Source organism: Paracoccus tibetensis (assembly GCF_900102505.1).
In the GTDB taxonomy this organism is placed as follows: domain Bacteria; phylum Pseudomonadota; class Alphaproteobacteria; order Rhodobacterales; family Rhodobacteraceae; genus Paracoccus; species Paracoccus tibetensis.
This window is the reverse complement of sequence record NZ_FMVT01000003.1, coordinates 349,428-367,925: the sequence shown is the minus strand read 5'-3', so window position 1 is coordinate 367,925 and position 18,498 is coordinate 349,428. Positions and strand designations below refer to the sequence as shown.

Annotated in this window: 20 protein-coding genes and 1 tRNA gene; 11 read left to right on the top strand and 10 right to left on the bottom strand. The window is 70.2% G+C overall.

Annotated elements, in window-relative coordinates; genetic code table 11:
* Positions 1 to 418: NAD(P)/FAD-dependent oxidoreductase (locus BLP73_RS06260; RefSeq protein ID WP_139165903.1), on the bottom strand; the 418-nt coding region annotated here is incomplete at its 3' end.
* A gap of 166 nt (positions 419 to 584) precedes the next feature.
* Here BLP73_RS06260 and BLP73_RS06255 point away from each other — a divergent pair.
* The 3 genes from BLP73_RS06255 to BLP73_RS06245 all read left to right on the top strand — a co-directional run bounded on the left by BLP73_RS06255 (position 585) and on the right by BLP73_RS06245 (position 2,336).
* Positions 585 to 1,229 carry a GntR family transcriptional regulator gene (locus BLP73_RS06255; RefSeq protein ID WP_090741486.1) on the top strand — a complete coding sequence of 215 codons (645 nt, stop codon included), beginning with the start codon at positions 585 to 587 and terminating at the stop codon, positions 1,227 to 1,229.
* 94 nt (positions 1,230 to 1,323) lie between these two features.
* On the top strand, positions 1,324 to 1,914 hold the full coding sequence (locus BLP73_RS06250) for a biotin transporter BioY (RefSeq protein ID WP_245686566.1): 591 nt from the start codon (positions 1,324 to 1,326) through the stop codon (positions 1,912 to 1,914).
* Positions 1,911 to 2,336: a DUF1284 domain-containing protein gene (locus tag BLP73_RS06245; protein WP_090741384.1), complete on the top strand. Its 426-nt coding sequence runs from the start codon at positions 1,911 to 1,913 to the stop codon at positions 2,334 to 2,336. The genes BLP73_RS06250 and BLP73_RS06245 overlap by 4 nt, the downstream gene beginning before the upstream one ends.
* On the opposite strand, the gene BLP73_RS19895 is transcribed toward BLP73_RS06245, so the two are convergent.
* Together BLP73_RS19895 and BLP73_RS06240 are read right to left on the bottom strand one after the other, a co-directional pair.
* The gene (locus BLP73_RS19895) at positions 2,333 to 2,464 is read right to left on the bottom strand and encodes a hypothetical protein (RefSeq protein ID WP_281179920.1); all 132 of its coding nucleotides are present in this window, start codon (positions 2,462 to 2,464) and stop codon (positions 2,333 to 2,335) included. The two genes, BLP73_RS06245 and BLP73_RS19895, sit on opposite strands and share 4 nt — an antisense overlap.
* A 66-nt stretch (positions 2,465 to 2,530) precedes the next feature.
* Positions 2,531 to 2,920, bottom strand: coding sequence for a hypothetical protein (locus BLP73_RS06240; protein WP_090741382.1), 390 nt, complete (start codon positions 2,918 to 2,920; stop codon positions 2,531 to 2,533).
* A gap of 185 nt (positions 2,921 to 3,105) precedes the next feature.
* On the opposite strand from BLP73_RS06240, the gene BLP73_RS06235 reads away from it, so the two are divergent.
* Together BLP73_RS06235 and BLP73_RS06230 are read left to right on the top strand one after the other, a co-directional pair.
* Positions 3,106 to 4,578: a methyl-accepting chemotaxis protein gene (locus tag BLP73_RS06235; RefSeq protein ID WP_175453252.1), complete on the top strand. Its 1,473-nt coding sequence runs from the start codon at positions 3,106 to 3,108 to the stop codon at positions 4,576 to 4,578.
* Between the two features lie 160 nt (positions 4,579 to 4,738).
* A complete protein-coding gene (locus tag BLP73_RS06230) occupies positions 4,739 to 5,779 on the top strand; it encodes an NAD(P)-dependent alcohol dehydrogenase (RefSeq protein WP_090741377.1) in 1,041 nt (346 codons plus the stop codon).
* A 54-nt stretch (positions 5,780 to 5,833) separates the two neighbouring features.
* Here the strand turns inward: BLP73_RS06230 and BLP73_RS06225 are convergent, their stop codons facing one another.
* Together BLP73_RS06225 and BLP73_RS06220 are read right to left on the bottom strand one after the other, a co-directional pair.
* A complete protein-coding gene (locus BLP73_RS06225; RefSeq protein ID WP_090741375.1) occupies positions 5,834 to 6,256 on the bottom strand; it encodes a GlcG/HbpS family heme-binding protein in 423 nt (140 codons plus the stop codon).
* Positions 6,257 to 6,353: 97 nt separating this feature from the next.
* Positions 6,354 to 6,429: transfer RNA gene (locus BLP73_RS06220), tRNA-Lys, on the bottom strand.
* Positions 6,430 to 6,524: 95 nt separating this feature from the next.
* Between BLP73_RS06220 and dapF the strand changes: the two genes are divergently transcribed.
* The 6 genes from dapF to dxs all read left to right on the top strand — a co-directional run bounded on the left by dapF (position 6,525) and on the right by dxs (position 12,670).
* Positions 6,525 to 7,352: a diaminopimelate epimerase gene (gene dapF / locus BLP73_RS06215; protein ID WP_090741373.1), complete on the top strand. Its 828-nt coding sequence runs from the start codon at positions 6,525 to 6,527 to the stop codon at positions 7,350 to 7,352.
* Positions 7,349 to 8,602: a tRNA (N(6)-L-threonylcarbamoyladenosine(37)-C(2))-methylthiotransferase MtaB gene (gene mtaB, locus BLP73_RS06210; protein ID WP_090741482.1), complete on the top strand. Its 1,254-nt coding sequence runs from the start codon at positions 7,349 to 7,351 to the stop codon at positions 8,600 to 8,602. Before dapF ends, mtaB begins: the two co-directional genes overlap by 4 nt.
* 118 nt (positions 8,603 to 8,720) lie before the next feature.
* Positions 8,721 to 9,626 carry a histone deacetylase family protein gene (locus BLP73_RS06205; RefSeq protein ID WP_090741371.1) on the top strand — a complete coding sequence of 302 codons (906 nt, stop codon included), beginning with the start codon at positions 8,721 to 8,723 and terminating at the stop codon, positions 9,624 to 9,626.
* Positions 9,623 to 9,859 (top strand): exodeoxyribonuclease VII small subunit, encoded by a 237-nt coding sequence (locus tag BLP73_RS06200; protein WP_090741368.1) that lies wholly within the window; start codon positions 9,623 to 9,625, stop codon positions 9,857 to 9,859. Before BLP73_RS06205 ends, BLP73_RS06200 begins: the two co-directional genes overlap by 4 nt.
* Entirely contained in the window at positions 9,859 to 10,722 is an 864-nt protein-coding gene (locus BLP73_RS06195) for a polyprenyl synthetase family protein (protein ID WP_090741366.1), read from the top strand. The genes BLP73_RS06200 and BLP73_RS06195 overlap by 1 nt, the downstream gene beginning before the upstream one ends.
* A gap of 31 nt (positions 10,723 to 10,753) precedes the next feature.
* Positions 10,754 to 12,670 (top strand): 1-deoxy-D-xylulose-5-phosphate synthase, encoded by a 1,917-nt coding sequence (gene dxs / locus BLP73_RS06190; RefSeq protein WP_090741364.1) that lies wholly within the window; start codon positions 10,754 to 10,756, stop codon positions 12,668 to 12,670.
* Between the two features lie 15 nt (positions 12,671 to 12,685).
* On the opposite strand, the gene BLP73_RS06185 is transcribed toward dxs, so the two are convergent.
* The 5 genes from BLP73_RS06185 to BLP73_RS06165 are packed head-to-tail and all read right to left on the bottom strand — an operon-like array spanning position 12,686 to position 18,308.
* Positions 12,686 to 13,543, bottom strand: coding sequence for an XdhC family protein (locus BLP73_RS06185; RefSeq protein ID WP_090741362.1), 858 nt, complete (start codon positions 13,541 to 13,543; stop codon positions 12,686 to 12,688).
* 3 nt (positions 13,544 to 13,546) lie between these two features.
* A complete protein-coding gene (locus tag BLP73_RS06180) occupies positions 13,547 to 14,611 on the bottom strand; it encodes a catalase family protein (protein ID WP_090741360.1) in 1,065 nt (354 codons plus the stop codon).
* On the bottom strand, positions 14,608 to 16,821 hold the full coding sequence (locus BLP73_RS06175) for a xanthine dehydrogenase family protein molybdopterin-binding subunit (RefSeq protein WP_090741358.1): 2,214 nt from the start codon (positions 16,819 to 16,821) through the stop codon (positions 14,608 to 14,610). Before BLP73_RS06175 ends, BLP73_RS06180 begins: the two co-directional genes overlap by 4 nt.
* 3 nt (positions 16,822 to 16,824) lie before the next feature.
* On the bottom strand, positions 16,825 to 17,787 hold the full coding sequence (locus BLP73_RS06170; protein WP_090741356.1) for an FAD binding domain-containing protein: 963 nt from the start codon (positions 17,785 to 17,787) through the stop codon (positions 16,825 to 16,827).
* The gene (locus BLP73_RS06165; RefSeq protein ID WP_090741353.1) at positions 17,784 to 18,308 is read right to left on the bottom strand and encodes a 2Fe-2S iron-sulfur cluster-binding protein; all 525 of its coding nucleotides are present in this window, start codon (positions 18,306 to 18,308) and stop codon (positions 17,784 to 17,786) included. Before BLP73_RS06165 ends, BLP73_RS06170 begins: the two co-directional genes overlap by 4 nt.
* Between the last annotated feature and the right edge of the window lie 190 nt (positions 18,309 to 18,498).

Here is an 18,498-nt window from a genome sequence, read left to right as displayed (position 1 = left end):
CGCCCTGGATCTGGTCCTCCTCCAAGAGCGGGAACTTCGCCTTGGCCTCGGCCGCCGAGATGATGCTGACATTGGTCCCGAACGCCTTGCCGCTGTCCACGCGCCGCTTCAGCTCGGCCATGCGCGCGTCGTCCCCGACCCGCGCGACCTCGAGGCCCCCGATGCGCTTGTAGTTGCCCATCTTCTCGTAGAAATCCATCGAGTACATGGTCGTCCAGCAGGACAGAAGATCGTGGCTGGTCGCATAGCAGAAGTCCGAGGCATGCGCCGTCGAGCCCACATCCGTCGGAACCCCCGACTTGTCGATCCCGACAATATCGTCCCAGCCATTCTCCACCAGGTGATGCGCCACCGACGCACCGACGATCCCACCAAGACCGACAATCACGACACGGGCACGAGACGGAAAAGATGACATGGCGGATTCCTTGACTGCGGATGCGCGGCCCCTCGGGCCAATCGCCTCGTTCTGCCGGATCGGCGGGCCGCGCGGCGGCCTGTTTGCGACCACGGCAGGGGCAGGTTACGACATTGCGGCAGCTTGCCACTTCCGCTTCGCGCCCTGCCCGCCTATCCCTGCCGGCATGAGCCGCGCCCCTGCCGAACCCATCGCCGCCCGCATCAGCCGAGAGTTGGCCGACCGCATCGTCGCCGGGCAGATCGCCGCCGGCAGCCGACTGCGGCAGGACCATGTCGCGGTCGAATTCGGCACCAGCCATGTCCCCGTGCGCGAGGCCTTCCGGCGGCTGGAGGCGCAGGGCCTGGTCGAGAGCGAGCCGCGCCGCGGCGTCCGGGTCTGCGGCGTCAGCTTGGACGAGATGCGCGAGATCGCCGAGATGCGCGCCGCGCTGGAGGTGCTGGCCCTGCGCCACGCCGCGCCGCACCTGACGCAGTCGATCCTCGACGAGGCCGAGGAGGCGACGCGCGCCGGCGACCGGGCGGGGGACGTGCAGGCCTGGGAAGAGGCCAACCGCCGCTTCCACCGCCTGATCCTGTCGCCCTGCGCCATGCCCCGCCTGCTGCGCAGCATCGACGACTTGCAAACGGCAAGCGCCCGATTCCTCTTCGCCGGCTGGCGGGCCGAGTGGGAGACGCCGACCGACCGCGACCACCGCGCCATCCTCGCGGCGCTGCGCGAGGGTGATCTGGCCGCGGCGACGGCGGTGCTGGCGCGGCATGTGCAATGGATCGGGCAAGGCCCGAAGCGGCGTCCGCCGCTGGTGCGCTGACGCGTCGGCAGCGGCCGCGCCTGCGATGTCTTGCCACGGCGGCCGATCCATGCGTTCTTCCAGAGATAGGACAAGAAAACTATCTATAATCTGGATGGACCTCATGAAGAGCAATGTCGCGGCCCTGCCGCAATTCAGCCCACTGGACCTTCAGCACCGCTCGGCGGCCTGGAAGATCCTCGCTGTCGGTGTCGGCAGCCTCATCCTGACGCTGTCGTCCTGGATCGTCGTGCCCATGGTGCCGGTCCCGGTGACGATGCAGACCTTCGCCGTGACGCTGATCGGCGCGCTCTACGGCTGGCGTCTCGGCGCTGCGACCGTTCTGGCTTGGCTGGGGCAGGCGGCGGTCGGTCTGCCGGTGCTTGCCGGCGGCGCGGGCGGGCTGCCGCATTTCTTCGGCCCGACCGGCGGCTACCTTCTGGCCTTCCTGCTGGCTGCGATGGTGACCGGCTGGCTGGCCGAGCGCGGGTGGAACGGGCGGCGCGTCGGCCTCGCCTTCGTCTCGATGCTGGTCGGCAACGCGCTCTGCCTCGTGGTGGGGGCGGCCTGGCTTGCGACGATCATCGGGCCGAAGCAGGCGATCATCGCCGGCGTCCTGCCCTTCATCGTCGGCGGCATCCTGAAGTCGGGCCTTGCCGCCGTGACGCTGCGGGTGATGACCCAGGGCCGCAAGTCCAAGGCATGACGGTCCGCCTGCGCGCGCACCATCTTCTGTGCGTGCTGACCTATGTCGGCAGGGGATATTCCCCTGCCTTCACACGGAACATGACGGCGATCGCCCGGCGCCTGGCCGGCGGCGAGCCGGCGCTGATCGTCGAGGGCGCGGACGACATCTGCCGCCCGCCGGACGCCGCGCCGCAGGACCATTGCGATGGGCCTGGGGTGCTGGAACGCGACGCCCATGCCCGCGCCCGGATCGAGGCGCTGCTGCGCCGTCCGCTCGCACCCGGCGACAGGATCGTTCTTGACGGCCCGACGCTGGCCCGGCTGCGCGCCGCCTTCACGGCGGGCGACCTCCGGCCGGCCTGCGGCGGCTGCGAATGGCAGCAGCTTTGCGGCGAGGTCGCGGCAACGGGCTATCAGCAGGCGCTGCTGCCGGCCCGCTAAAAGAGCAGCGCGGCACCTCCGATCAGGGCCGTCATCAGGCCGATGAAGATCGTCCAGTGCAGCAGCACCTCTGTCCAGCGCATGCTCTGATGCGGCACGGGCGGGGTCGGTTCGTTCTCATGAGTCATCGTCTGCGTCCTTGCACGACAGGTCGGGTCGGCCGCCCGCAACGTTCGCGGCGGCGGTAAGGTCTGTCAGGCAGGACGTGACGGAGGGGCGCGCGGCGTCGCCGTCAGGTGGCGCCGCCGCGAAAGCGCGCATGGGGCGGCGAGGCTCGCGCGGCGGGTGCGCGCAGGCCGCAGCTGCCGGACTGGCGCGACCCCGTCGGGAAGCGGACCGTCCGGGCCTGCAGGGGCGAGGACGCGCTCCAGCACGGCCTGCCCGGCGGGCAGCGCAAGCTCGGCTAGATCGTGATGCGGCGCGGCCAGTCCGCCCGGCAGCACCGGCGCAGGTCCGGGACCGCGCAGGCCGAGCGCGACCAGCAGGACGATCACGACCGCCGCGCCCAAGGCAGGCAGGATCCGCGTCATCTGATGCGCCTTCTGGGTCATCCGGACCGTGCCGCCCATGATTGGAAGCTGCACGCAGAGATAGCAGCAGCAGCAGCTTCTTCAAGATGCGCCGAGAACGCAGCCGGCCTCCTCAGCAGGCGCCTGATCTTTGTTAGCCGCGCAGGCAAATTCATCCTTTCTCAATGCCGGCCCGCTACCGCTTGGGATCGGCCGGGGCAGTGGGACCGGTCGCAGGTCAGAAAAGGACAGCGCGGCAAATGCAGCAGGCAGCGGTTGAGCAGTGGGGCGATCACTCCCTGGGGGCTGTGGACAGGGTGGCGCAGGATGGCTCGGATGCGTGGCAGCTGGACGCCGCGCAGCGCGACAGCGTGAAGGCGGTGGCGCAATCGGTCGGCAGCCTGGCGGTGACTCTGGCCGAGGTGTCGGGCGACGTTCAGGATGTCAGCCGCCTCGTCAGCCAGAACCGCGACTTCTTCGAGGTGATGCAGGGCCGGATCACCTCCATCGCCGCCTCGGGCGCGCAGGTCGCGCAGGTGGCAGGCCATGCGCTCGACAACGCCGCCACCGCCGAGACGCGTGCCGCCGACACCCATTTCCGGCTGACGGAACTCGTTGCCTGCGTCACGAAGCTGACCGACCGGGTGGCCGAGATCTCCACGCGGCTCGGCGAGGTCTCGACCACGCTCTCGCGGGTCTCGAAGGTCTCGGACCATGTGACGCGCATCGCCCGTCAGACGAACCTCCTGTCGCTCAACGCCTCGGTCGAGGCGGCACGGGCGGGCGAACAGGGCCGCGGCTTCATGGTCATCGCGCGCGAGGTCAAGGAGCTGTCGAACCAGGCCGCGCAGGCCACCAGCGAGATCGGCGACACCCTGGCGGAACTCGGCGGCCAGGTTCACGAGGCGATCACCACCGCCAGCCATGCAGACGCCCTGGCCGCAACCATCCGCGCCGAGACGGGCGCAGTCAGCCACACCATCGAGACGCTGCCGCAAACCTTCAGCCAGATGCGCCGCGTGCAGGAGGAAATCCTGGACGCCGCCCGGACGATCGGCACGGACATGGCGGGGGCGGATGCGGATGTCTCGACCATGACGCGGAGCGTGGCCCTGGCCGCATCCTCCATCGCGCAGGCCTCGGACGCGCTGGCCACGCTGACGGACACGTCCGAGCAGCTGATCATGGACGTCTCCCATCTCGGGGTCGAGACGGTGGACAGCACCTTCATCAAGACCGCCCAGGCCGTCGCCTTGCGGATCTCGTCCGCCTTCGAGGAGGCACTGGCGCGCGGCGACATCTCGGAGGGCGCGCTCTTCGACAGCCACTACCGCGAGATCAGGGGCAGCGCACCGCTGCAGCATCTGACCGCCTTCACCGATCTTACGGACCGGCTGCTGCCGCCCCTGCAGGAACCGGTGCTCGATCTCGACCGCCGGGTCGTCTTCTGCGCGGCGATCGACCGCAACGGCTACATCCCGACCCACAACCTAAAGTTCAGCCAGCCGCAGCGTGCCGGCGAGGCCGAGTGGAACGCCAAGCATGCCCGCAACCGCCGCATCTTCAACGACCGTGTGGGCCTGCGCGCGGGACGCAACCGCCACCCGTTCCTCCTGCAGGCCTATCGCCGCGACATGGGCAACGGCGAGTTCGCGATGATGAAGGACGTCTCGTCCCCGATCATGATCCATGGTCGCCACTGGGGCGGGCTGCGCCTCGCCTACCTGGTCTGACGGCCGGCACAGCCCCCATCGCCGCTGCCAATCTCCGCATGGTCCTTCATGAAGGTCAGCCTCCAAGATCATTTACATGCGCCGCGCGCTGTCGTTCCTTGCGCCCTGGCCGACTCGCGGTGCTGACCGCCGGCCGTGAGCATGATCAAGGGAGGGCGACATGCCGACATCGCTGGTTCTGGAGCGCAAGGGCGAGCTGTCGCTGCGGGACCTCCCGCTCGAGCAGCGGATGGGGCCGGCGGATGTGCGGATCGCCGTCCGCACCGTCGGCATCTGCGGCTCGGATGTGCATTACTACACGCATGGCAAGATCGGCCCCTTCGTCGTGAACGCGCCGATGGTGCTGGGGCATGAGGCGGCGGGCACCGTGGTGGAGGTCGGCGCCGAGGTGCGCCACCTCAAGCCCGGCGACCGCGTCTGCATGGAGCCGGGCATCCCGAACCCGGCCTCGCGCGCCGCGAAGATGGGGATCTACAACGTCGACCCGGACGTGACCTTCTGGGCGACGCCGCCCGTCCACGGCTGCCTGACGCCGCATGTCGTGCATCCGGCCGCCTACACCTACCGCCTGCCCGACAACGTCTCGTTCGCCGAGGGCGCGATGGTCGAGCCTTTCGCGATCGGCATGCAGGCCGCCCTGCGCGCCCGAATCCAGCCGGGCGATGTCGGCATGGTCGTCGGCGCGGGCCCCATCGGGATGATGACCGCCCTCGCCGCCCTCGCCGGCGGCTGCGCCCGCGTCTACGTGGCCGATCTCGCCCAACCCAAGCTGGACATCATCGGCGCCTATCCCGGCATCGAGACGATCAACATCCGCGGCATCCCGGCCGCCGACGCCATCGCCGAAGCCACCGGAGGCTGGGGCGCCGACGTCGTCTTCGAGTGCTCGGGCGCCGCGCCCGCCATCCTCGGCCTGCCAAAGCTCGCCCGACCCGGCGGGGCCGTGGTGCTGGTGGGCATGCCGGTCGATCCGGTCCCGGTGGACATCGTGGGGCTGCAGGCCAAGGAACTGCGGCTCGAGACGGTCTTCCGCTACGCCAACGTCTACGACCGCGCCATCGCGCTCATCGCGTCGGGGAAGGTGGACCTGAAGCCGCTGATCTCGTTGACCGTGCCCTTCGCGGACAGCATCGCCGCCTTCGACCGCGCCGCCGAGGGCCGCGAGACGGACGTCAAGATCCAGATCGAGCTGCCCGCCTGAGCAGGCACCCGCCTGCGGGGGGGCGCGGCCGAGGGCGCCGCGCCTTCGTCTGCCTCAGTCCTGGCGGCGCCAATGCGCGATGGCGGCTTCGGCCACGTCCTGATCCTGCGCTGGCGTGCCCGACGAGATGCCGACCCCGCCCACAACCTCATCCTCGAACAGAACGGGCAACCCGCCGCCCACCACCATCAACCGGCCGCCGATGGCCGAGTTGATGCCATAGGCCGGCGCGCCCGGCTGGCTTGCGCTGCCGTAGTCGTGCGTCGCCTTCTTCGCCGCCGCCGCGGTGAAGGCCTTGTCGATCGCGATGGTGGTCGAGGTGACCTTGCCGCCCTCCATCCGCTCGAACGCGATCAGTTGGCCGGATTCGTCGGTGACGGCGATGCACATCGGCACGCCGATCTGTTGCGCGCGGATGGCAGCACCGGCGATCAGCCGGCGCGCGTCGTCCAGATCGAGTCTGCGGATGGTCTTCATGTGCGGGTCTCCTTCCAGCGTCGCGCCCTGTCTGCACGAAAGCGCATCAGGCACAACCCCGCGCCGACATGAGCATGCATGAAGAAAGGAGGTTCAGTGGTGAGCCCAACAGGATTCGAACCTGTGACCCACTGATTAAAAGTCAGTTGCTCTACCAACTGAGCTATGGGCCCAACACGAGGGGGTACCTAGGGGCGGTGGCCGGGAGCGTCAAGCGCAAAAATGAAGCTTCTGGCGGAATCGCCGCATGGGGCCTATATCGCCCGCCATGACCCAAGCTGATGGCGGCCTGCCCTTCCTGAAGATGCACGGCCTTGGAAACGATTTCGTGGTTCTTGACCTGCGCGGCGGCCTGCCCCGGCCTGCGGCAGGGCTTGTCACGCGCATTGCCGACCGCAACCGGGGCGTCGGCTTCGACCAGCTCGCGGCAATCGAGGATGACGCGGAGGCCGATGCGCGGCTGGTGTTCTGGAACGCGGACGGCTCGCTGTCCTCGGCCTGCGGCAACGCGACGCGCTGCATCGCGCGTTGGCTGATGGACGAGACCGGGGCGACGCGCCTGCGGCTGCGGACGGATCACGGGATGCTGCTGGCCGAGGATGCCGGCGGCGGGCTGACGCGGGTCAACATGGGGCCGCCGGTGCTGGACTGGCAGGTCATCCCGCTGGCGCGCGAGGTGGACATCGACCATCTGCCCATCGACGGCGATCCGGTGGCGACCGGCATGGGCAACCCGCATGTGACCTTCTTCGTGCCGGATGCGGAGGCGGTGGACCTTGCGAGCTTCGGGCCGGCGATGGAGCATCACCCGCTTTACCCGCAGCGCACCAATGTCGAAGTGGTCGAAGTGCTGTCGCGGGACGAAATCCGGCTGCGGATCTGGGAGCGGGGGACGGGGGCGACGCTGGCCTCGGGCTCATGCTCTTGCGCGGCGGCGGTGGCGGCGGCGCGGCGGGGGCTGACCGGGCGGCGGGTGCGCGTACATGTGCCGGGCGGAAGCCTGATGATTGACTGGCGCGAGGATGGGGTCTGGATGGAAGGGGCGACCTCGGTCGTCTTTTCGGGCGTGCTGACGCCGGAATGGATGGCATCGTGAGCGCGCCGGTCTTTTCCACGCTCGGCTGCCGGCTCAACGCCTACGAGACCGAGGCGATGCGCGAGATGGCCGAGGCGGCGGGCCTGTCGGGCGCGGTGGTCGTCAATACCTGCGCGGTGACGGCCGAGGCCGTGCGCAAGGCCCGGCAGGAAATTCGGCGGCTGGCGCGCGAGAATCCGGGCGCGCCGGTGATCGTGACCGGCTGCGCGGCGCAGACCGAGCCCGAGACCTTCGCCGCCATGCCCGAGGTCACGCGGGTCGTTGGCAATCACGAGAAGATGCAGCCCGAGACCTGGGCGGCGCTGCGAGCCCCCGACCTGATCGGCGAGACCGAGAAGGTGCTGGTCGACGACATCATGTCGGTGCGCGAGACGGCGGGCCACCTGATCGACGGCTTCGGGCGGCACCGGGCTTATGTGCAGGTCCAGAACGGCTGCGATCACCGTTGCACCTTCTGCATCATCCCCTTCGGGCGGGGCAATTCCCGCTCTGTGCCCGCCGGGGTCGTGGTCGAACAGATCAAGCGCCTCGTCGGGCGGGGCTTTCACGAGGTGGTGCTGACGGGGGTCGACCTGACCTCGTGGGGGGCGGACCTGCCAGGAACGCCTCGGCTTGGCGATCTGGTCATGCGCATCCTGCGGCTGGTGCCGGACCTGGCGCGGCTGCGGATTTCTTCGATCGACTCGATCGAGGCGGACGAGAACCTGATGCTGGCAATTGCGACCGAGCCGCGGCTGATGCCGCATCTGCACCTGTCGCTGCAGGCGGGCGACGATATGATCCTGAAGCGGATGAAGCGGCGGCATCTGCGGGACGACGCGATAGCGTTTTGCGACGAGGCGCGGCGGCTGCGGCCGGACATGGTCTTCGGCGCCGACATCATCGCAGGCTTTCCGACCGAAACCGAGGCGATGTTCCAGAACTCGCTGAAGCTGGTCGAGGACTGCAGGCTGACCTTCCTGCATGTCTTCCCCTATTCGGCGCGCAAGGGCACGCCGGCGGCGCGGATGCCTGCGGTGCCGGGCCGGGCGATCCGCGAGCGTGCGGCGCGGCTGCGGGCGGCGGGGGATGCGGCCCTGCAGCGGCATCTGGAGGCGCAGGTGGGGCGGGTGCACCGGGTCTTGACCGAGGGGCCGCGGCTTGGGCGGACCGAGCAGTTCACCGAGGTGTCCTTTGCCGAGGACCAGCCGGAGGGGGCGCTGATGGCGCTGGCCCCGCGCGCGCATGACGGGGCGCGGCTGCTGGCCTGAGGTCGCAGGGGGGCGCTGCCCCCCGTCCTGCGGACTCCCCCCGGGATATTTGGGCACAGAAGATGGGGGCTTGTGAGCCGGGGTCTTGCGGGGCAGCCTGCGGGAAACGGAGGGCGCGATGATCCTTTACAGCCATGACAGCGCGGCGGGGCACGCGACGCCGGAGGGGCATGCCGAGCAGGTGGCGCGCTACGGCGCCGTCATGGCGGGGCTGGAGGGCCTGGCGCTGGACCGGCGCGCGGCGCCCTTGGGTGCGGATGCGGATGTGCTGCGCTGCCATCCAGCGCGCTATCTGGAGGCGCTGCGTGCCGGGGAGAGCGGCTCGCGGATGCTTGATCCGGACACCTTTCAGGGGCCGGGCTCGCTGGAGGCGGCCTTGCGCGCGGTCGGCGGGGCCTGCGCGGCCGTCGATGCCGTGCTGGCGGGCGAGGCGGAGGCGGCTTTCGTCGCCATGCGGCCTCCGGGGCATCATGCCGAGCGCGAGACGGCGATGGGGTTCTGCCTGCTGGGGACGGCGGCCATCGCGGCGAAGCGGGCGCTGGAGCATCACGGGCTGGGGCGCGTGGCGGTGCTGGATTTCGACGTGCATCACGGGAACGGGACGCAAGACCTTCTGTGGGACGAGGGGCGGGCGTTTTTTGCCTCGTCGCACCAGATGCCGCTCTATCCGGGGACGGGGGCGGCCTCGGAGACGGGGGCGCATGGGCAGGTGATGAACGTGCCGCTTCCGCCGGGCAGCGATGGCGCGCTGGCGCTGCGGGAATGGGAGGCGGTTCTGGAACGCGCGGCGGCGCATCGGCCGCAACTCGTGATCGTCTCGGCGGGCTTCGACGCGCATGCCGCCGATCCCTTGGCACAGCTGGATTGGGACGAGGACGATTTCGCCGCCCTCACCCGCATGATCCGCGACATGGCGAGAGACGCCGGGGCGCCGGTGGTATCCGTTCTGGAAGGTGGTTATGATCTGCCGGCTCTGGGCCGGTCCGTTCGTGCCCATGTGACGACGCTGATGGAGGCCGAATGAGCGATATCACCACCCTCTCCTTCGAGGAGGCCATGCGCGAGCTGGAGGCCACCGTGGGCAAGCTGGAAACTGGCGAGGCGACGCTGGAAGAGAGCATCGCGCTCTACGAGCGCGGCGCCGCCCTGCGCGCCCATTGCGAGGCGCGGCTGCGCGAGGCCGAGGCGCGGGTCGAGAAGATCACGCTCTCCGCCAGCGGGCAGGCCACCGGCGCCGAGCCGGCCGAGGGGTTCTGATGCTGGACGCGCTTCCTTCGGTGCAGGCGCGGGTGCAGGGGGCGCTGGACCAGGCCATCGACGCGCTGCCGCCGGGCGATCTGACCGACGCGATGCGCTATGCCGTCTCGGGCGGCAAGCGGCTGCGGGCGCTTCTGGTGATGGAATCAGCGCGGCTGCATGGGGTGTCCGAGGCGGCCGCCCTGCCCGTCGCCGCGGCGGTCGAGGCGCTGCATGCCTATAGCCTGGTGCATGACGACCTGCCGGCGATGGATGACGATGACCTGCGCCGGGGCCTGCCGACGGTGCATATCAAATGGGGCGAGGCCACCGCGATCCTGGCCGGGGACGCGCTGCAGACGCTGGCCTTCGAGCTGCTGACCGATTCAATTATTGGCGACGAGGCGGCGCGGCTGCGGCTGGTGGCGGCGCTGGCCCGCGCTTCGGGCGCGGCGGGGATGGTCTGGGGGCAGGCCCTCGACATCGCGGCCGAGACGGCGCTGGAGCCGCTGGACCTTCAGGCGATCACCCGGCTGCAGGGCGGCAAGACCGGCGCGCTGATCCGGTTTGCCGCAACGGCGGGGGCGCGGATTGCGGGCGATGACCCGGCCGCGCTGGACCAGTATGCCAGTGCCGTGGGTCTGGCCTTCCAGATCGCCGACGACGTTCTGGACGTCACCGGCGACGAGGCGCGGACCGGAAAGCGCGTCGGCAAGGACGAGGGCGCGGGCAAGGCGACCTTTGTCTCGCTGCTGGGCCTCGACGGCGCGCGCGAGGCGGCGCGGCAACATGTCGCCGAAGCCGAAGCGGCGCTGGAGGGTTACGGTCCGGCGGCCGGGAACTTGCGGGCCTTGGCGCGCTTCGTTATCGAGCGCGACACCTGATCGCGTGCGCGCCGGGGAGGAAGGGACATTCATGACCGACAGACCGAAGACGCCCGTGCTGGACCGCGTCACCCTGCCCTCGGACCTCAAGGCGCTGAGCGACCGCGAGCTGCACCAGCTGGCCGACGAGCTGCGGGCCGAGACGATCAGCGCGGTCAGCGTCACCGGCGGGCATCTAGGCGCGGGCCTTGGCGTTGTCGAGCTGACCGTGGCGCTGCATGCCGTCTTCGACACGCCGCGCGACAAGATCATCTGGGATGTCGGCCACCAGTGCTATCCGCACAAGATCCTGACCGGGCGGCGCGACCGCATTCGCACGCTGCGGATGGGCGGCGGGTTGGCCGGATTCACCAAGCGGGCCGAGAGCCCCTATGACCCGTTCGGGGCTGGGCATTCCTCGACCTCGATCAGCGCGGCGCTCGGCTTTGCCATGGCGCGCGAGCTGGGGGGCGATCCCGGGGATGCGATCGCCGTGATCGGCGATGGCGCGATGAGCGCGGGGATGGCCTTCGAGGCGCTGAACAACGCGGGCCACCTTGGCAAGCGGCTGATCGTGATCCTGAACGACAACGAGATGTCCATCGCGCCGCCGGTGGGGGCGCTGTCCTCGTATCTGACGCGGCTCTATGCCGGCGGGCCGTTCCAGGAGCTGAAGGCGGCTGCGAAGAACGCCGTGGGCCTGCTGCCGGACGCGCTTCAGGAAGGGGCGCGGCGGGCTAAGGAGATGCTGAAGGGCATGGCCGTCGGCGGCACGCTCTTCGAGGAGCTGGGCTTTTCCTATGTCGGCCCGGTGGACGGACACGACCTGGACCTGCTGCTGCCGCTGCTGCGGACGGTGAAGGCGCGGGCGAGCGGGCCGATCCTGATCCATGCCGTCACGAAAAAGGGCAAGGGCTACGCGCCGGCCGAGGAGGCCGCCGACAGGGGCCATGCGACCGGCAAGTTCGACGTGCTGACCGGGGTGCAGGCCAAGGCCAAGTCCAATGCCCCCAGCTATACCTCGGTCTTCGCCAAGGCGCTGATCGACGAGGCGGGGCGCGACGACAAGATCGTGGCGATCACCGCAGCCATGCCGGACGGCACCGGGCTCAAGCAGTTCGCCGAGCGCTTCCCGCGCCGATGCTTCGATGTCGGCATTGCCGAGCAGCACGCGGTGACCTTCGCGGCCGGTCTCGCGGCAGGGGGGATGAAGCCTTTCTGCGCGATCTACTCGACCTTCTTGCAGCGCGGCTACGACCAGGTGGTCCATGATGTCGCCGTGCAGGGCCTGCCGGTGCGCTTCGCCATCGACCGGGCGGGGTTGGTGGGCCAGGACGGGCCGACCCATTCGGGCGCCTATGACGTCGCCTTCCTCGCCAACCTGCCGGGCTTTGTCGTCATGGCGGCCGCGGACGAGGCTGAACTGAAGCACATGGTCGCGACCGCGGTCGCGCATGAGAGCGGCCCCATCGCCTTCCGCTTCCCGCGCGGCGAGGGCACGGGCGTCGAGATGCCGGAACGCGGCGAGGTCCTGCCCATCGGCAAGGGCCGCATGATCGCCGAGGGCAAGGGCGTCGCCATTCTCTCCTTCGGCACCCGCCTGACGGAAGTCATGGCCGCGCGCGAGGCGCTGACCGCGAAGGGTATCACGCCCACCATCGCGGATGCGCGCTTCGCCAAGCCGCTGGACCGGGACCTGATCCTGAAACTGGCGGCCGATCACGACGCGCTGATCACCATCGAGGAGGGCGCGGTCGGCGGTTTCGGCAGCCATGTCGCGCAACTTCTGGCCGACGAGGGCGTCTTCGACCGCGGGCTGCGCTTCCGCTCGATGGTGCTTCCGGACTTCTTCGTGGACCATGACAGCCCGGTGGCGATGTACGACACCTCCAGCCTCAGCGCCCCGCATATCGTCCGCAAGGTGCTGGAGGTCATGGGGATCGAGGACCTGTCGAGCCGCCGCGCCTGACGCCGCACGGGCGGCTCAGGTCGTGACGTGGCTGAGGCGGGGCTGCGGGCTCTGCGCGGCATAGGTCCTGTCGAAGTCGCGCATGATCTCGGCCAAGATCGACATCGCCAGCGTCGCGGGATCGCGTGCCGAGGGGATCAGCCCCACCGGCCCGCGCAGCCGCGACAGCTGCGACGGGTTGTAGCGCAGGGCCAGCCGCTCCTGCCGGCGCTGGCGGATGCGGGCGCCGCCGATGGCGCCGATGTAGAAGGCCGGGCTTTCCAGCGCCCAGTCCAAGACCGGCATCTCCCAGTCATGATCGTGAAACAGCAGCACCACCGCCGTCCAGGCGTCGGGCGGGGTCAGCGCCGGGCGCTTGCCCAGCTGCAGCCGCGACTGCGGGGTCTGCCGGCGCTCGATCCCGGCGGCCGAGGCAAGCCGCGCCATCGCCTCCATCTCGGGGCCGTTGCCGAAGATGTCGAGGCGCAGCGGCGGCAGGCATGGGCGCCGCGGCAGGCTGCGGGTGGGCAGCGGCAGCTCGGCCGGACGCCGCTCGGTCAGGGCGCTCATCACGCGGCGGATCGCGCTGCGATCCGGGGCGGGGTCGATCAGCACATCCAGCCCGCTGCCGCAGGGCAGGCGGAAATCGATGACGGGCGAGCCGCGGCCATAGCGGATGACCTGCGGGCCGGTCGTGCGCATGGCACGGGCCTGCAGCGCCAGCTCGGCCTCGAGACAGCCATCGGCCAGCGAGCCGGCGATCTCGCCATCCCACGCCACCGCCAGATGGGCGCCGATCGCGCGCGAGAAGCTGCCCTCGATCCCGACCAGCGTGCAGAGCGCGCCGTCCCGCCGCGCCAGAAGGCGCAGGGCTGCCAGATCGGAGGTGTTCATCGGTCACGGCTCATGGATGGGGCACCCGTTCATGGCGGCACGGAAATCGGCCGAATGCGGATAGGCCGGGCGGCGCGCCCGGTTGATGCTGCCGAGCGGGCGATGGGCTGCAAGGCCGGTCCAGGGGCTGAAGCGCATCATCTCGTCCTGCTGCATCACCCGCCGCTCGTCCCAGCTGTCCTGCGCGGGCACCACGAGCTTGGCGACCTGCACGAAGGGCGCCTCGTCCTCGGGCCATTCGACGGTCGGGTCCTCGACCGGCTGCGTGTCCACGTCCCGCAGCAGCTGCACCTCGAAGGCCCATTCGCCGTCCAGCGCCGCCATGTCCTGCCGGATCCTCTGCCGGATCGGGTTCTCGCCCTCGCTGGTGTCCACCTTCTCTCCGGTCAGCCGGGTCAGCGAGGGGCTGAGCGGGCGCAGCCGGAACTTGGCGACATGGTCCCCGTAGCGGAAGGGGGTCACGCTGAAATAGGTCTCGCCCAAGGGATGCACCTGAGGCGCCCCGCCGATGGCGTCCAGCGCCTTGCTGTGCAGCCCCGCCGCGCCGAGCGCGCCGTTCACCGCCTGAAGCAGCTTCGACAGCACGATCTTGCCGCCCTCGGCCCGGTCGGTCGTCTTCGCGATCAGCTTCAGCTGGCCGGCGAAATCCTTGGCCTTGGCCGCCCCGAAGACGGGCGAGTTGACCAGCAGGAAATCCTGCGTGTCGCCCTCGGCCTCGGGCAGGCGCTCGCCGCGCACGCCGCCGACCTTCAGCGCAAGGCCGCGCGGCAGCGAGACCTTGTCGCTGATGATGTCGCCCGGATTGGTCGAGATGCGGACCCAGGCCTTCAGCCGCCCCGGCCGGGCAAAGACGCCCTGCGCCAGCTCGGGCGGCAGGAAGCTGTCGATGGCCAGCTCGCCCTGAAGCACGGCATGGGCCTTGGCATGAACGGCGCGCACGGCGTGGTTCATGTCGGCATGGGTGGTGGTCAGGATGTGATCGAAGGCCTCCAGCATCTCCTGCGCGACCTCGGCCTCGCCGGGATCGACCTGTTCCAGGTCGTCCGAATAGCGCACCGGCGGTTTCACGAGGCGATCTCCGCGAACGGGTCGGGCAGCTGCGCCAGCAGCTTGTCCGGGGTGATCGGGAAGTGACGCGGGCGCACGCCGCAGGCGTTGAAGATCGCGTTGGCGATGGCGCCGCCGGTGCCGCAGATGCCCAGCTCGCCCGCGCCCTTGGCCTGGATCGGGCTGGCCGCCGCGTCCCGCTCTTCCAGCAGCAGAACCTCGATGGGCGGCACGTCGCGGTTCACCGGGATGTGGTATTCCGCCAGGTCGTGGTTCATCAGCCGCCCGTCGCGCGGGTCGAACTGCAGCTCTTCCGAGAGCGCGCCGCCGATGCCCCAGACCATCCCGCCGAGGCATTGCGAGCGCGCCGTCTTGGCGTTCAGCACCCGGCCGAAGCCGAAGGCGCCCAGCATCCGGCGCACCCGCACCTCGCCGGTGAAGGCGTTGACGCCCGCCTCGCAGAAGAAGGCGCCATAGCTGGCCTGCGCGTAGTTGTCGGCCGTCTTGCCCGGCTTGATGCGGCCGATCCGTTCCAGCGGCGCGCCGGCCAGCAACCGGGTCACCGGCGCCTCCTTGCCGGCGCCGCGGGCGATGCCGCCGGACAGCTCCAGCGCCTCGCTGTCGATGCGCAGGCGGCCGGCCAGCTCGATCCGGATCGACTCGCAGGCCCGGAACACGGCCGAGCCGGTGGAGCTGGCCGCCCATGAGCCGCCCGAGCCTGCGCCGGCGGGGAAGCGGCTGTCGCCAAGGCGCACCTCGACCCGGTCCATCGGGCAGCCCAGCATCTCGCCGGCGATCTGGCCGAGGATGGCGTAGCTGCCGGTGCCGATGTCGGTCTGGTCGGTCTCGACGATGACGCGGCCATCGGCCTCCAGCCGCACCTGCGCGCTGGCCGGCTGCATCATGTTCACCCGCGCGGCCGAGGCCATGCCCATGCCGACCCACCATTCGCCGTCCCGCGTCATGCAGGGCTTCGGCTTGCGCTTCGACCAGCCGAAGGCGGCGCCGCCCTCGTCCATCGCCTCGAAGAGCTTTCTCGAGGAATAGGGCAGGTCCTGCCCCGGAAGGCGGGCGGGCAGGTTGCGCTTGCGCAGCTCGATCGGGTCGATGCCGATCTTGTGGGCCAGCTCGTCCATGACCGATTCCAGCACCTGCATCCCCACCGCTTCGCCGGGTGCGCGCACCGATCCGGCGGTGAGCCGCGTGATCTCGCCCTTCAGGACGGCCAGATAGCGGTTGTCGCCGCCATAGAGGAACTGCGTCGCCTGCGTCACCGGCTCGGCGAAATCCTCGGCGGGCAGGTTGCTGATCCAGGCCTCGTGGCCGAGCGCCAGAAGCCGCCCGCCCGCATCCGCGCCAAGCCGGACGCGCTGGCGCGTCTCGGATCGGCGGTTGACCGTCTCGAAGACCTGCTGGCGGCTCAGCGTGACGCGGACCGGGCGCTGCAGCTCCAGCGCGGCCAGCGCCGCCGCCACCCCCTCGTGCGAGATGCCCAGCTTCGAGCCGAAGCCGCCGCCGACATAGGGCGCGACGATGCGCACGCGGGCGTCGGGGATGCGCAGGCTGTCGGCCAGCTCCTTCACGTTCGGCGCGACCATCTGGAGGCTGCCCCACAAGGTCAGATCGTCCCCGTCCCACTGGGCGATGGCGGCATGAGGCTCCATCGCCGCGCTGGCATGGCCCTCGGTGCGGTAGGTCTCGTCCACGCGATGCGCGGCCTTGCTCATGGCCTCGTCGATGTCGCCGAGGACGGTCGGCTCCTCGCCGGGGGCGAAGTCCAGCGCGTCGGGATCGAAGCGGCCCGAGCCGGACTGGTCGTCATAGTCGATCCGCAGCGCCTTGGCGGCGGCGGTGGCCTGCTCGAAGGTTTCGGCCACGACCAGCGCGACCGGCTGGCCGTGATAGTCGATCTGGCGCACGTCCTGCGCCGGCGCCTGCGCCGCCCCGCCCTGCGCGGGCCGGCGCAGCATGGCCTTGTCCGACAGCACCAGCAGGACGCCCGGCATCGCCAGCACCTCGTCGCGATGGATCGCGGCGATGCTGCCCTTGCTGATCGCGGCGCCGACCAGCACGCCCTCGGCGCAGCCGACCAGATCGTATTCGGCCGCGTAGGGCGCCTGCCCCGCGACCTTCAGCGGGCCGTCGGGCCGGTCCAGCGGCGCGCCGATGATGCCCTGCCCGGTTCGGTCCAGAAGGTTGCGCTGGTCCGGCGTGTCATAGGTGGTCAGCATGGGCTATTCCTTCGTCGCGTCGTGCAGGACGGCGGCGAGCGTGCGCCGCGCCAGCGGAATCTTGAAGTCGTTCTCGCCCTGCCCTTGCGCGCCCGACAGCAGAAGGTCGGCCGCCTTGTCGAAGAGCGCGGGCGAGGGTTTCTGCCCAAGCAGCGCCTCGGCGACGCGGGAATCGGTCCAGGGCTTGTGCGCCAGCCCGCCAAAGGCCAGCTGCGCCGCCGCGATGCGGCCGGCATCCATCCGCAGCACCAAGGCGACCGAGACCAGCGCGAAGGCATAGGACGACCGCTCGCGCACCTTGCGGTAGATCTGGCGGCCGCGCACCGGCGCAGGCAGCGTGATCGCGGTGATGATCTCGCCCGGCTCCAGCACGTTGTCGCGATGGGCGATGCCGTTCGGCAGGCGGTGGAACTCGCGCAAGGCGACGCTGCGGCGGCCCGAGGGGCTGTCGATTTCGACCCAGGCATCCAGCGCGGCCAGCGCCACGGCCATGTCGCCGGGATAGGTGGCGATGCAGGCCTCGGACGCGCCGAGGATCGCGTGGTTGCGGTTCACCCCCTCCAGCGCGTCGCAGCCGCTGCCCGGCTCGCGCTTGTTGCAGCGCGTGTCGGTCCGCATGAAGTACTGGCAGCGCGTGCGCTGGCAGAGGTTGCCCGCCATCGTGGCCTTGTTTCGCAGCTGCGGGCTGGCGCCGGCCAGGATCGCCTGCGCCAGCAGCGGCCAGTCGGCCCGCACCCGCGCGTCCGCCGCGCAGGCCGAGTTCGACACCAGCGCGCCGATCCGCAGCCCCTCGCCATCGGCCTCGATCCGGTCGAGGCCTGTGCGGTTGATGTCCAGAACCCGGGCGGGCGTCTCGACCTCCAGTTTCATCAGGTCCAGAAGGTTGGTGCCGCCCGCCAGAAGCCGGGCGTCGCTGCCGACCGCCTCGGCCGCCTCGGTCGCGCGGGCATAGTCGAACGCCCTCATGCCGGTTCCTCCGCCTGCATCACCGCGCGGATCGCGTCGATGATGTTGGGATAGGCGCCGCAGCGGCAGAGATTGCCGCTCATCCGCTCGGACAGCTCCTCGTCCGACGGGATCGGGCCTGAGGTCAGGTCCTTGGTCACCGCGCTCGGCCAGCCGGCCGCCAGCTCGTCCAGCATCGCCTTGGCCGAGCAGATCTGCCCCGGCGTGCAATAGCCGCACTGGAACCCGTCATGGGTCACGAAGGCCCGCTGCAATTCCGACAGCGCGCTAGCCGGGCCGAGCCCCTCGATCGTCGTGATCTCGTCGCCGTCATGCATGACCGCGAGGCTGAGGCAGGAATTGATCCGCTGGCCGTTCACCAGCACCGTGCAGGCGCCGCACTGGCCGTGATCGCAGCCCTTCTTCGTGCCGGTCAGCTTCAGGTCCAGCCGCAGGAAGTCCAGAAGCGAGCGGCGCGGATCGCCCAGAAAATCCTCGGGGCTGCCGTTCACGGTAAGCCTTGCGGCGCAATTCTCTGACATGGAAACTCCTGCTGGGGCGGGGCGCCTGGCATCCGGGCCGTTCGTCTCAACCTGCGGCCGAAGACAAGGTTCCAGAGGATGCCGCCACGCCGCCCGGCGGACCGCGCGCACGGGCGATGCGCGAGGATGTGATGGGAAGTTTCCCCGTCTGCCGCGTTATGTCGCAGGTATATGACGCATCGTCGAACCG